Source organism: Streptacidiphilus monticola, assembly GCF_042658505.1.
GTDB lineage: Bacteria > Actinomycetota > Actinomycetes > Streptomycetales > Streptomycetaceae > Streptacidiphilus > Streptacidiphilus monticola.
The window spans coordinates 49,399-62,632 of record NZ_JBHSQJ010000038.1 but is presented as its reverse complement, the minus strand read 5'-3'; the positions used below and the strand labels follow the sequence as shown (position 1 = coordinate 62,632).

9 protein-coding genes are annotated in these 13,234 nt (G+C 72.3%); 6 read left to right on the top strand and 3 right to left on the bottom strand.

The window, feature by feature from the left end:
• Nucleotides 1-92 precede the first annotated feature (92 nt).
• Entirely contained in the window at nt 93-1,340 is a 1,248-nt protein-coding gene (locus ACFP3V_RS10680) for a L,D-transpeptidase (protein WP_380582357.1), read from the bottom strand.
• 175 nt (nt 1,341-1,515) lie between these two features.
• Nucleotides 1,516-2,682: a L,D-transpeptidase gene (locus ACFP3V_RS10675; protein ID WP_380582355.1), complete on the bottom strand. Its 1,167-nt coding sequence runs from the start codon at nt 2,680-2,682 to the stop codon at nt 1,516-1,518.
• A gap of 225 nt (nt 2,683-2,907) precedes the next feature.
• Here ACFP3V_RS10675 and glgX point away from each other — a divergent pair, with 225 nt between their 5' ends.
• The 5 genes from glgX to ACFP3V_RS10650 all read left to right on the top strand — a co-directional run bounded on the left by glgX (nt 2,908) and on the right by ACFP3V_RS10650 (nt 10,621).
• Entirely contained in the window at nt 2,908-5,148 is a 2,241-nt protein-coding gene (gene glgX, locus ACFP3V_RS10670) for a glycogen debranching protein GlgX (protein WP_380582353.1), read from the top strand.
• Between the two features lie 461 nt (nt 5,149-5,609).
• Nucleotides 5,610-6,131, top strand: coding sequence for a sigma-70 family RNA polymerase sigma factor (locus tag ACFP3V_RS10665; protein ID WP_380582351.1), 522 nt, complete (start codon nt 5,610-5,612; stop codon nt 6,129-6,131).
• A complete protein-coding gene (locus ACFP3V_RS10660; RefSeq protein ID WP_380582349.1) occupies nt 6,128-6,835 on the top strand; it encodes an anti-sigma factor family protein in 708 nt (235 codons plus the stop codon). Before ACFP3V_RS10665 ends, ACFP3V_RS10660 begins: the two co-directional genes overlap by 4 nt.
• 136 nt (nt 6,836-6,971) lie before the next feature.
• Nucleotides 6,972-8,750, top strand: a complete 1,779-nt coding sequence (locus ACFP3V_RS10655) for an ABC transporter ATP-binding protein (RefSeq protein WP_380582361.1) — start codon at nt 6,972-6,974, stop codon at nt 8,748-8,750.
• A complete protein-coding gene (locus tag ACFP3V_RS10650) occupies nt 8,747-10,621 on the top strand; it encodes an ABC transporter ATP-binding protein (protein WP_380582346.1) in 1,875 nt (624 codons plus the stop codon). The genes ACFP3V_RS10655 and ACFP3V_RS10650 overlap by 4 nt, the downstream gene beginning before the upstream one ends.
• A 230-nt stretch (nt 10,622-10,851) precedes the next feature.
• Here ACFP3V_RS10650 and ACFP3V_RS10645 read toward each other — a convergent pair whose 3' ends face one another.
• Nucleotides 10,852-12,663: a bifunctional metallophosphatase/5'-nucleotidase gene (locus ACFP3V_RS10645; protein WP_380582344.1), complete on the bottom strand. Its 1,812-nt coding sequence runs from the start codon at nt 12,661-12,663 to the stop codon at nt 10,852-10,854.
• Between the two features lie 220 nt (nt 12,664-12,883).
• Between ACFP3V_RS10645 and ACFP3V_RS10640 the strand changes: the two genes are divergently transcribed.
• Complete coding sequence (locus tag ACFP3V_RS10640; protein WP_380582342.1) at nt 12,884-13,231, top strand: trypco2 family protein; 348 nt, start codon at nt 12,884-12,886, stop codon at nt 13,229-13,231.
• Nucleotides 13,232-13,234 lie beyond the last annotated feature (3 nt).

Genomic DNA, 13,234 nt, shown 5'->3' with positions numbered 1-13,234 from the left:
GATCGGGCCGGACCTCCGCGGGTGGTGGGTTGCTCGCGGTGGGGGCACCTCCCGCCCGAAGGTGGGAGGATCCTCGCGCCCCCGGCGGGGCGTCAGTTGCTGGTCCAGGCGCTCCAGCTCATGTTCCAGCCGTTGAGTCCGTTGTCCGGGGAGACGACCTTGTCGGGGGAGTTGACGACCTGGACCACGTCGCCGATCAGCGAGGCGTTGTAGAACCACGCCGCCGGGGTCGTGGGGTCGCCGCCGCCCTTGACGTCGTGCAGGCCGACGCAGCCGTGCGAGGTGTTCTCCGAACCGAAGACCGACACCGGGCGCCAGTAGTTGCCGTGCACGAACGTGCCCGACGTCGTCAGCCGCATCGCGTGCGGGACGTCCTTGATCCGGTAGGCGTTGCCCAGGCCGACGGTCTGCGAGTTCATGTCCACCACCGGGTCCTTCTCGGTGATGACCATCTTCCCGTTGTAGGTGGTGTGCTGCGGGTCGCCCAGGCTGGCCGGCAGCTTCCGCCGGAGCACGCCGGGCGCGCTGTAGACCTTCAGCGTGTGCGCGGTGTTGTCCGCGACCGAGACCTGGTAGCGGCCGATGGTGAAGCTGACGTCCTTGTACTGCTTGCCGTAGACGCCCGCCGAGGTCTGCACGCCGTTGAGGTGCAGGTGCAGGGTGACCTTGGTGCCGGGCTTCCAGTAGCTCTCCGGGCGGAAGTCCAGCCGGCTCTGGCCGAACCAGTGGCCCTTGACCTCCACCGCCGGGTCGGCGGTGACCGTGACGGCCTTCTCCACCGCCGCGCGCTTCGACAGCGAGACCGACTTGGCGAAGTTGATCGACACCTCGATGCCGACGCCGTACGTCTGGCCCGGGTTGACGTTGAAGTAGCCGATGTTGGTGGCGGCCGGGGTCAGCGTGGTGAAGGAGGAGCGGTCGGTGACGCTCCGGCCGTTCGCGTCCTGCGCCGTCGCGACGACGTTGTAGTGCGTCGAGGTCTTCAGGTTCGAGGTGGGCGTCCAGCTGACGCCGTCGGCGGATATGCTGCCCGCCACCTTGCCGCCGTCGTCGGAGGTGACCTGAACCGTCGTCAGCTTGCCCGAGGCGACACTGACCTTGAGCGCCCCCTGGGTGTCGACGTTGGTCGCCTCGTTCTTCGGCGAGATGCTGAGCTGCGCGGCCGAGTTGGCCGGCGCCTGGCTGCTGGTCGCGGAGTCCCCGCCGCTGCCACCGCTCGACCCACTGCCTGCGCTGCCCGTGGTGGTGGTGCCGCCGCTGCTGCCGCCGCAGGCGGTCGCCAGCACCAGCACCGCACCGGCCACCAGGGCCGTCAGCCCGTTACGACGTGCCGCGTTCAACCGTCTCTCCCCTCCCGGATGTCCACCTCTATGAACGCGCTGGCACACCGATTCAGTTGCAGCCGCGGACGAACTTCCTGCGGCGCGTGTCGGGGGCGCGTGCGAGATCCGGACGGAGCATATCCCGTCCACCTGGGAGCTTCCTCAGTGGAGGCCCGGCCCGACGCCGCCGGCACTAGCGCAGGGCGCTCCCGGCGACCCACGCGGACCAGGGCATGTTCCAGCCGTTGAGGCCGTTGTCCGGGGCCACCGGGCCGCCCGCGGAGCGGGTGACCACGACCACGTCGCCGGGGATCGAGTGGGCGAAGAACCAGCCGGCCGGGGTGGTGGTGCTGGTGCCGCCGCGGACGTCGTGCAGCCCGATGCAGCCGTGGGAGGTGTTCTGCGAACCGAAGACGGAGGCCGGGCGCCAGAAGACGCCGTGCACGAAGGTGCCGGAGTCGGTCAGCCGCATCGCGTGCGGCACGGCCGGGATGTCGTACTCGCTGCCCAGGCCCACGGTCCGCGAGTTCATCCGGGTCACCCGGTCCTGCTCGGTGATCACCATGATCCCGGCGTACGTGTCGTGGCCGGGCATGCCCGCGGAGATCGGCAGGGTGCGCAGCGTCCGGCCGTCGCGGACCACGGTCATCCGGTCGGCCGTCGCGTCCGCGGTGCTGATCTGGGAGCGGGCGACGGTGAAGTGCACGGTCCGGTCCTGCGTGCCGTACACGCCGGGCGCGCCCTCGACGCCCCGCAGTGCCAGACGGAGCGTCACCTTCGTTCCCGGGGACCAGAAGTGCTCCGGGCGGAAGTCCAGCCGGCCGCCGCCGAACCAGTGCCCGACGACCGGGACGGCGGGGACCGCGGTGACCTGCACCGCCCGCTCCACGGCGGCCCGCTCGGCCGCGTCGACGGCCCTGCTGAACCGCAGCGAGACCTCCATGCCGACGCCTACGGTGCTGCCGTCCTCGGGCGTGTAGAAGCCGACGAAGGTGTGGGTGGGGACGAAGGTCGTGAAGACCGCGTGCTTGGCGGCCTGCGCGCCGCGCGCGTCGGTGGCCACCGCGTCGAGCGTGTACCGGGTCTCCGGCGCGAGCTTGCCGTCCGGACGCCAGCTCGCGCCGTCCGCCGCCAGGGTGCCGAGTACCGCCGAGCCGTCGTCGGAGCGGAGCGTGACCTGCGTCAGCCGACCGTCCCTGACCGTGACCTGGACGCCGCCCCGGGCCGGCACGTCGGTGGCGCCGTCGCCGGGGGTGAGCGTGACCACCGCCTGCGCGGCCGCGGCGGCGTCCGAGCCCCCGGTGGGCGCCGGCCCTGCTCCGCACGCTGCCAGTCCCCACAGCACCGCACCGACCGCCACTGCCCGCCACGCCTTCACATGCCCTCCAACGAGCCTGCGAGCAGGGAGGTTACGGACATTCCGGTCAGGTCGCCCGGGAGAGGCGGGACTGCGCGATCCCGCTCGGCCGGCGGGACGCCGACCGGGGCACACACACCGGCACCGGGGTTGCAAGGTCGCCGCTCGGGGGAACGAACAACAGAGGTCCGGGGACGGGACACCCCCGACCGGGGAGGTGCGGGCTCGATGGCGGTGCCGCAGGAGAACGGGCACGGGGACGCGCGGGGCGCGCTGCACCTGTTGGGTGACGACGCGTCAGCCGAGGAGCGGCCCGCCCCGGTTCCGGCGCTCCCCGGTTCCTGGCAGCCTCTGGGCGCGCGCTACCACCAGGGTCCGGACGGCCGGCCGGGCACCAACTTCGCGCTCTGGGCGGGCGGCGCCGAAGCCGTCGAGCTGTGCCTGTTCGACGAGGACGGCCACGAGACCCGGCACCAACTGGCCGAGCAGACCTTCCAGATCTGGCACGGCCACGTCCCCGGCGTCGGCCCCGGCACCCGCTACGGGTTCCGGGTGCACGGCCGCTGGGACCCCTGGACGGGCGCCCGCTGGAATCCGGCCAAGCTGCTGCTCGACCCCTACGCCCGGGCCGTGGACGGGGAGTTCCGGATCCACGACGCGGTGTACGGCCACGTCCGCGGCTGGCCCGAGGCGGACGTCGCGGACACCGTCCGGGACAACCGGGACTCGGCGCGCCACGTCCCCAAGGCGGTCGTCGTGCACGACCCGGACGACTGGGCGGACGACCGCCGCCCGAAGACCCCGTGGGCCGACACCGTCCTCTACGAACTGCACGTCAAGGGCTTCACCATGCGCCACCCCGGCGTACCGCCGGAACTGCGCGGCAGCTACGCCGGACTGGCCCACCCCGCCGCGATCGAGCACCTGGTGCGGCTGGGCGTGACGGCGGTGGAACTGCTGCCGGTCCATCAGTTCGCCTCCGAGGAGCACCTGCAGCGGCGGGGGCTGAGCAACTACTGGGGCTACAACTCGATCGCCTGGTTCGCGCCCCACAACGGCTACGCCGCCACCGGCACCCGCGGGCAGCAGGTCACCGAGTTCAAGCGGATGGTCCGGGCGCTGCACGCGGCCGGGATCGAGGTGATCCTCGACGTCGTCTACAACCACACCGCCGAGGGCGGCGAGGGCGGCCCGACCTGGTCGCTGCGCGGCATCGACAACGCCGGCCACTACCGGCTGCAGCCGCACAACCGCCGCGCCTACGCGGACTACACGGGCTGCGGCAACACCCTGGACGCGGCCCAGCCGCAGGTGGTCCGGCTGATCACGGACAGCCTGCGGTACTGGGTGACCGAGATGGGCGTGGACGGCTTCCGCTTCGACCTGGCCGCCGCGCTGGCCCGCGGCCCGCACGGGGTGGACATGCGCGGCGCGCTGCTCGCCACGATCGGCCAGGACCCGGTGCTCAGCCGGGTCAAGCTGATCGCCGAACCCTGGGACCTGGGCCCGGACGGCTACCAGGTGGGCAACTTCCCGCCGCTGTGGACGGAGTGGAACGACCGCTACCGCGACACCGTCCGCGACTTCTGGCGCGGCGCCCAGCCCGACGTGCGGGAGCTGGGCTACCGGCTGGCCGGCTCGTCCGACCTCTACCAGCGGGGCGGCCGGCGGCCGTACGCCTCGGTGAACTTCGTCACCGCCCACGACGGCTTCACCCTGCGCGACCTGGTCTCCTACAACAGCAAGCACAACGAGGCCAACGGCGAGGACAACCGGGACGGGACCAACGACAACCGCTCCTGGAACTGCGGCGCGGAGGGCGAGACCGACGCGGCGGAGGTGACCGGGCTGAGGCGCCGTCAACTGCGGAACCTGGCCGCGACCCTGCTGCTGTCCACCGGAGTGCCCATGCTGCTGGCGGGCGACGAGTTCGGGCGGACGCAGGGCGGCAACAACAACGCCTACTGCCAGGACAACGAGACGAGCTGGCTGGACTGGTCGCTGCGCGACGACCCGGCGTGGGCCCCGTTGTTCGCGCTCACCTCCCGGCTGATCCGGCTGCGCCGGGAGCATCCGGTGCTGCGCCAGCGCTTCTTCTTCTCCGGCCGCCCGGCCCACCCCGGCGGCCTGCGGGACCTGACCTGGTTCACCCCGCGCGGCGTGGAGATGACGGAGGCGGACTGGTACGCACCGAGCCAGACCCTGGCCATGTACCTCTCCGGTGGCGCGCTGGCCGAACGCGACGCCCGGGGGGAGGTCGTCTCCGACGACAGCTTCCTGCTGATCCTGCACGCCCACCACCGCCCCCTCTCCTTCACCCTGCCCGGCAGACCGTGGGCCGAGCGCTACGAGGTCGTCCTCGACACGGCGCAGGAGTCCGGCCTCTCCGACGCCCGACACCCCGCCGGCACCACCCTCACCCTCCCGGGCCGGTCCCTCCTTCTCCTCCGTTCCGTGGCACCCGCATAGGGGGCGCGAGGCTGCAGACACATGCGGCTCCGCCGCGAGGGCGCGAGCAACCACGCAACCCCCCCGCAGGGGCGCGCGGCCGCAGACACCTACGGCTCCGCCGCGGCGGCGCGAGCAACCACACAGCCCCCGCAGGGGCGCGCGGCCGCAGACACCTACGTCTCCGCCGCGAGGGCGCGAGCAACCACACAGCCCCCGCAGGGGCGCGCGGCCGCAGACACCTACGTCTCCGCCGCGAGGGCGCGAGAGCGCGAGAGCGCGAGAGCGCGAGAGCGCGAGCAACCATGCAGCCCCTCCGGGGCGCGGGGAACTGCGCGAGCAGCCCACCGCCCAGGGAGGTCCGGCCCGTACATAGGGGGCGAACCTCCCCGGGTGGTGCGCTGCTCGCGCAGTTCCTCGCGCCCCGGAGGGGGCAGTCCCCACCGTTTGAACCGTTTCCGTGCTCGGGGCGTACTAGGGGCATGGACCCGGTCAGCGGCAGTGAGTTCCTGGGCGCGCTCTACGCGCGCCACGGGCGCGCGGTGCTGGGGCGGGTGCTGTCCCTCACCGGAGGTGACTACCAGCGCGCGGAGGACATCACCCAGGAGACCTTCCTGCGGGCCTGGCAGCACCGCGACGCCCTCGACACCGAGCGCGCCGCGCCCTGGCTGCACACCGTCGCGCACAACCTCGCCGTCTCCGCCTACCGGCGCGCCAGGGCCCGGCCGGCGGAGACTCCTCTCGCCGACGCCCCCGAGCCCGCCGCCGAGGCGGAGAGCGCGGAGCTGGACCGGATGCTGGAGCGCTGGCAGATGCTGGACGCCCTGCAGGGGCTCAGCCCCGACCACCGGGAGGCGTTGGTGGAGGTGTACTACCTGCGGCGTACCGTCGCCGAGGCCGCCGAGCACCTCGGGGTGCCGCCGGGGACCGTCAAGTCCCGCTGCTACTACGGCCTGCGGGCACTGCGCAGCGTTCTGGAAGAGAAGGGGGTGACCTCCCGATGACACAGTGTCAGGAGAGCGTGGCGCTCGGCGCGTACGTCCTCGGCGCGCTGGATCCCGAGGAGCGCACCGCGCTGGAGCGGCACATCAGGACCTGCGCGCACTGCCGCGAGGAACTGCTGCACCTCGCCCCGCTGCCGGGCCTGCTGCGGCACACGCCGTTCGAGGAGCTGCCCGACACGGCCGAGCAGGCCGAGAGCCTGACGCCGGCGCGCCCGGTCGCCCCGGCCTCCGCGACGGCCCCGACGACGGCCGCCGCAGGTGCGCATGTGGTGACCGGTCCGGGCCGACGGCCGCGCCGCAGGCGCGCGCTGCTCGCCGCGGCGCTCGCGGGGGCGGCCGCGGTGACCGGCGTAGTGGTGTACTCGGTGGGCGCGCGCCAGGAGGGGAACGCGCCCCCCGCCGCCGCGGGTGTCTGGTCCGCCACCGACGCGAGCACCCACGTCAGCGCCACGGCCCGGCTGACCCCCGAGGCCTGGGGCACCGACGTGCGGCTCACGCTGGGGAACCTGCCCGCAGGCATCACCTGCCGCCTGGTCGTCCACTCCCGAGAGGGCGTCACCGAGACGGCGGGGACCTGGGGTTCGGGGTACTCGTCGTCCGCGACCGTGCCGGCCTCGACCTCGGTGAGTCCTTCGGACATCTCGGGTATGGAGATCCTGGACAACTCGGGCAGGGTGCTCGTCCACCTCCCGGCGACGAGCTGAGAGTTCGGGCAGGGCTCGGGCCGGGGCTCCGGTAAGGGGCGGAAATTGAGGTGAGGGCTGTCAGTGGTCCGCCGTACGCTCACTGACGATGCCCGATCCTGCCCACAAGGCCGCCCCCGACCCGGATGCCGAGCTCATGCCGCAACACGACACCCCCGCCGCCCCTCGGTCCACCATCCGCTCCCTCCTCCGGCTCTGGCCCTACGCCCGCCCGATCCGCTGGTACCTGACCGGTTCCACCGTCTCGGCGCTGCTGGCCTCGCTCTCCGCCCTGCTGATCCCGCTGGTGCTGCGGCACATCGTGGACGGCCCGGTAGCCCACCGGGACACCGCCGCACTCTGGGCGCCGTGCGCCCTGCTGCTCCTCTTCGGCCTGCTGGAGGCCGGCCTGTTCGGCCTGCGCCGCTGGATGCTGGCCAAGCCGCTCGCGGTGCTGGAGCGGCGGATGCGCGGGGACCTCTACGCCCGGCTGCAGCGGCTGCCCGTCTCCTTCCACGACCGCTGGGCCTCCGGGCAGTTGCTCTCCCGGGCCACCTCGGACATGTTCACGATCCGGCTGTTCCTGGCCTTCCCGCTGGTCTTCCTGATCGTCAACTCGACCGTCTTCCTGGTCGGCACCGGCATCATGTTCAGCCTCGACTGGCAGCTCGCGGTGATCGCGATGCTGCCCGCCGCGCCGCTGGTGGTGCTCTGCTCCTACTTCGAGCGGCGCTACTCCGCCGCCGCGCGCAAGGCGCAGGACCAGAACGGCGACCTGGCCACGGTCATCGAGGAGTCGGTGCTGGGCATCCGCATCCTCAAGTCCTTCGGACGCCACCGCACCATGGCCGCGCGCTACCGCGCCCAGGCCGTCGAGCTGCGCGGCACCGAACTGCTCAAGGCCCGGTTGCTGGCCAACCTGTGGGCGGTCATCGTCGGTCTGCCCGAGGTGGCGCTGGGCACGGCCCTGGCGGTCGGCGTCTGGCAGGTGGCCGAGGGGCACACCACCGCGGGTACCCTGGTCGGCTTCCTGTCCACCGCGCTCGCGCTGCGCTGGCCGATCGAGTCGCTGGGCTGGCTGCTGGCCTACAGCAACGAGGCCGCCACCGCCACCGACCGCTTCTTCGAGGTGCTGGACGCGCCGCTGGCCGACGCCGGGGACCGGCCGGCCGCAACGGACCTGACGCCGCGTCGGGACGGCCTGCGGTTCGAGGGCGTGCGCTTCCGCTACCCCGACGCCCCCGCCGACTCGCCGGACCTGCTCCAGGGCGTGGACCTGCACGTCCGGCCCGGCGAGACGATGGCCCTGGTCGGCACCACCGGCAGCGGCAAGACCACGCTCACCGCGCTGGTCCCCCGGCTCTACGACACGACCGGCGGCCGGATCACCCTGGACGGCGTGGACATCCGGGACCTCCCTCGGCCCCGGCTGCGCGAGCTGGTCTCCATGGCCTTCGAGGAGCCGACCCTGTTCTCCGCCTCGGTCCGGGAGAACGTGCTCATGGGCGCCCCGGACGCGGACGACGACGCGCTGGACCGCGCGCTGCGCACCGCCCAGGCCGACTTCGTCCGGAACCTGCCCGAGGGAACCGCGACCCAGGTCGGCGAGCAGGGCCTGAGCCTCTCCGGCGGCCAGCGGCAGCGCCTGGCGCTGGCCCGCGCGGTCGTCGGCAGCCCGGAGTTCCTGATCCTGGACGATCCGCTGTCCGCGCTCGACGTGCACACCGAGGCGCTGGTCGAGGCGGCGCTGCGGGAGGTCCTGGCCGACACCACCGCCCTGGTCGTCGCGCACCGCCCGAGCACGGTGCAACTGGCGGACCGGGTGGCCCTGTTGGAGGACGGCCGGATCACCGCCGTCGGCACCCACCACGACCTGCTCGAGTCCTGTCCCGCCTACCGCGAGCTGATGAGCGGTGAGAGGAGCCTGGCCCGGTGAGCGTCACCGAGACCGAAGACCTGCTGGAAGCCGAGGACGAACGAACGCCCGGCGACGGCGCGGGGCCTGACGCCGCGTCACCCGCCGACTCCGACGACATCCCGGTCCCGCCTGGCGCGCCCAGGGCCCTGCTGGGCTCGCTGCTCGCCCCGCACAAGCGGCGCGTGCTGCTGGCGATGGTGCTGATCGTGGTGCAGCAGGCCGCCCTCCAGGTCGGCCCGCTGCTGGTCTCCGTCGCCATCGACCGGGCCATCCCCGCCCTGCGGGACCACCGGGACTGGGGCCCGCTCGTGGCCGTCACCGCCGGATACCTCGGCTGCGCCGCGCTGGCGACGCTGCTGCAGCGGTCCTTCATCCGGCTGTCCGGCCTGATCAGCCAGGACGTCCTGCTGGACATGCGGCGGCGGATCTTCCGCCACGCCCAGGCGCTGAGCCTGGACTTCCACGAGCGCTACACCTCCGGCCGGATCATCTCCCGCGCCACCAGCGACGTGGACACGGTCCGCGAACTGCTCACCGAGGGCCTGCAGGAACTCCTGTCGGTGGTGCTGTCCCTGGTCTACATCGCCGTGCTGCTGGTGGTCATGGACTGGCGGCTGGGCCTGGCCTCGCTGGCCTCGTTCCTGCCGATCTACCTGCTGACGCGGTCCTTCCGACGCCGCTCGCAGGCCATCTACCGGCGATCCCGGACGGCGGTGGCCACGGTCATCGTCCGCTTCACCGAGACCATGAACGGCATCCGCCCGGTCCAGGCCTTCCGCCGGGAGGCGGCCAACGAGGTCGCCTTCGGCGAGGCCAACGCCGACTACGCCCGCTCCAACGCGCAGGGCATGCTCTCCATGGCCCGCTTCGTCTGCTCCTCGCGGGCGACGGCGAACGTCTGGATCACCGGCATCGTGCTCTGGGGCGCCTACCTGGTGACCGACGGCTCCCTGGCGCTGGGCGTGCTGGCCGCGTTCGTGCTCTACCTGCGGCGGCTGTTCGACCCGATCGACCAGATCGGCATGTTCCTGAACAGCTATCAGTCCGCGTCCGCGGCACTGGAGAAGATCGCGGGCCTGCTCGCGCACGAGCCCACGGTGCCCGAGCCGACCAGCCCGCGCGAGCTCCCCGCCCGCCCGGAGGACGCCCCACCGGGCCGCTCGGTGGAGTTCCGCGGCGTGGAGTTCAGCTACCGCACCGGCAAGCAGGTGCTGCCCCGCTTCGACCTGACCATCCCGGCCGGCCAGAGCGTGGCGGTGGTCGGCGCGACCGGCGCGGGCAAGTCGACGCTGGCGAAGCTGCTGGCCCGCTTCTACGACCCGACGCAGGGTCAGATCCTGCTGGACGGCGTGGACCTGCGTGACCTGCCGACCGCGGAGCTGCGCAAGGGCGTGGTGCTGGTGACCCAGGAGTCCTTCCTGTTCTCCGGCACGGTCGCGGAGAACATCGCCATCGGCAAGCCCGACGCGACCCGGGAGGAGGTGGAGGCGGCGGCCAAGGCGATCGGCGCCTGGGAGTTCATCAGCCGGCTGCCGGAGGGCTTCGACACGGACGTCCGCAAGCGCGGCGGCCGGATCAGCGCCGGCCAGCGGCAGTTGGTGGCCTTCGCCCGCGCCCTGCTGGCCGACCCGGGCGTGCTGATCCTCGACGAGGCGACCAGTTCCCTGGACGTGCCCGGGGAACGGGCGGTGCAGGAGGCCATGACGACGGTCCTGGCCGGTCGCAGCGCGGTGATCATCGCCCACCGTCTCTCCACGGTGGAGATCGCGGACCGGGTGCTGGTGATGGAGCGGGGCCGCATCGTGGAGGACGGCAGCCCCGCTGAACTCATCGGCGGCGAGGGGCGCTTCAGCGCTCTGCACCAGGCCTGGAAGGACAGCCTGGTCTAGAGCGCGCGCCTGAGGCGGCCCGGCCGCCAGGGGCGCGAGGATCCCCCACCCTCCCGCAGCCTTCGGCCGGGGGTGCCCCCACGGCGGGAGATGCCCCCAACGCGACCAGCCCACCACTCAGGGAGGTCCGTCCCGCACTCGGGTCGAACCTCCGTGGGTGACGGGCTGGTCGCGACCACGCGGCGGAGCCGCAAGGTCACCGGCCTCGCGCCCCTGGGGGCTGCAACTGACTACGCGTACAGGGGCACTCCGGCACGGACGAGCTTCCAGCCGTTCAGGAAGAAGTCCTTCGGGTTGATCTCACCCTTGGACTGGACCCAGGAGATCATCGTGTTCCGGATCTCCGCCGAGCTGCTCCACACCACCTGCGCCGCCGCGACATGCGGGAAGTTGCCGCCGCCGTTGGCACGGTAGTTGTTGACGGCCAGCACGAACTGCTGGTTGTCGTCCAGGGCCGCACCCTTGTAGGTAACGTTGGAGATCCGGGAGCCCACCGGCTGGGACACGTCGATGTCGTAGGCCAGGCCGTAGATCTCGTCGAAGTTGTAGTCGGGGCGGTTGTTGGCGTTCGTCAGCTTGCTCTCGTCCAGCGGGGCGCCCACCGCCAGCGTGTTGAAGTACTGGGCGGTGAACTCGAGGTAGTCCCGCAGCTGAGCCCCCGTCATCAGCTTGGCCTCAAGGGTGTTGTCGTAGATGTACAGGCCCGCCGCGTCGCGCCAGCGCACCGTCCCCGCCGGGAGATCGGCCGTGCGGTTGAAGGGGGCCGCCTGGGCCAGCACGGGCAGCGAGGCGTAGGAGGTGCCGGCCAGCGCGGCCGCCACCGTGTCCTGCTGGACCTTGCCGATGAGGTCGATGATCGGGGTGCACTGGAACGGCGCCCGGGCGATGGACAGGTCCTCGGTGCAGGTGCCGATGGTGGCGTTGACGTAGCTGCGCACCGCCTCGTGCTCGGCCTCGACCAGCTTGGTGACGTACGGGTCGGCGTCCACCGTGTTGCTGTTGAGCACCGAGGAGGTGCAGGAGGTGACCTGCCACTCGCCGTGCACCAGCTCCACCTCGAAGTCGAATCGGGTGAGCCGGTAGCCCCAGCAGTAGGGCTCGGAGAGCACGACCGTCTTGCCGGTCGCGGTGTTGGTGATCAGGCGCTGGGCGACCTCCTTGTGGGTGTGGCCCACCAGGATCGCGTCGATGTCCGGGACCTGGGCGGCGACCTGGCCGCAGACGTCCTCGCCGTAGGGCAGCTGGTCGCCCCAGGAGGTGGCCTCGTCGATGCCCGAGTGCGCGGAGACCACGACCACGTCCGCGCCCGCGCTCTTGACCCGGGGCACGTAGACGGCGGCCTGCTCCGGGATGCCGTTGAAGGTCATCCTGCCGGAGACGTTGTCCTTGTCCCAGATCGCGATGCCCGGGTTGGTCAGGCCGAGGATGCCCAGCTTGATGTCGGGGCCGTGCGGCGTGCGCAGGCGCTTGATCAGGTAGGGCGGGAAGGCCGGGCGGTTGGTCTTCGCGTCGATCGCGTTCGCGGCGAGCAGGGGGAAGTCGCACTGGCGCTCGAAGGCGCGGACGGTGTCGATGCCGTAGTTGAACTCGTGGTTGCCCAGCGCGGCCGCGTCGTACTTCATGGCGTTCATCGCCAGCGCCATCGGGTGCTTGGGTGCCTTGCGGCCGCCCGCGGTGATCGGCTCGACGCGGGCGTAGTAGTAGGCCAGCGGGGTGCCCTGGATGATGTCGCCCGCGTCGATCAGCACGCAGCGCTCGGGGCCGACCTCCTCGCGGATCTGCTTGACCAGGGTGGCGATCCGGGCCAGGCCGACGGTGTTGCCCGCCTTGTCGGTGTACGTGGCGTCCGTGTAGTAGTCCCAGTTCACTGCGTGGCCGTGGATGTCGGTGGTGCCGAGCACCGTGAAGGACCAGGTCTTCGGCTTGTGTCCGCAGTCCCCCGGCTCCTGGGCGTGGGCGCTGCCCGCGGCGCCCACGGCGAGCGCGCCTCCCGCCGCGACGGCGGCGGTTCCGGCCACGAACTCCCTGCGCTTCAACGACATCTGGACTCCCGTCAGATCCTGCAACTCTACGCGCGCTGCGCGACGCGCGTAGAAGTCTGCACGGAGGAACGCCCGAGCGGTAGCCCCGGAACGTTGCTTCCGGGAAAACTCCGAATGCCCGGTGGGTTACCCCGAGCCACGGGGGGACAGCGGGTCCCCTTCCGTGCCATGGTTGCCTTCCGAGTTTCCGACGCACCGTCAGATCGGCCCGGGGGGACGAATGGCGCACAGAGGACCGGCGGTCACCCTCGCCGCCGCGGTGGAGCAGTTGCGGGCCGACCTCGCCGAGGCGCAGCGGCAGGCCCGGCAACCGGGCGCTGCGGGGCCGCACTTCGCGGTGCAGGAGGTCCGGGTCACCCTGGAGGTCGAGGGCGAGGTGAGCGCGAACGGCGAGGCCGGGCTGCGCTGGTACCTGGTCGGCGCGACCGCGCGCGGCCTCTGGCGGCGGCGCCGCGGCCACCGGGTGGAGCTGCTGCTCAAGCCGGCCGGCCACTTCCAGGTCAGCGACAACGAGGCCGTTCCGCCGCCGAGTGCCCTCGCGCAGGGGGCGCTGCCCGAGCCCCGGTGAGTG

Coding starts and splice junctions, on each gene's coding strand:
- glgX (WP_380582353.1), top strand. CDS start 2,908: ATGGCGGTGCCGCAGGAGAACGGGCACGGGGACGCGCGGGGCGCGCTG.
- ACFP3V_RS10665 (WP_380582351.1), top strand. CDS start 5,610: ATGGACCCGGTCAGCGGCAGTGAGTTCCTGGGCGCGCTCTACGCGCGC.
- ACFP3V_RS10660 (WP_380582349.1), top strand. CDS start 6,128: ATGACACAGTGTCAGGAGAGCGTGGCGCTCGGCGCGTACGTCCTCGGC.
- ACFP3V_RS10655 (WP_380582361.1), top strand. CDS start 6,972: ATGCCGCAACACGACACCCCCGCCGCCCCTCGGTCCACCATCCGCTCC.
- ACFP3V_RS10645 (WP_380582344.1), bottom strand. CDS start 12,663: ATGTCGTTGAAGCGCAGGGAGTTCGTGGCCGGAACCGCCGCCGTCGCG.
- ACFP3V_RS10640 (WP_380582342.1), top strand. CDS start 12,884: ATGGCGCACAGAGGACCGGCGGTCACCCTCGCCGCCGCGGTGGAGCAG.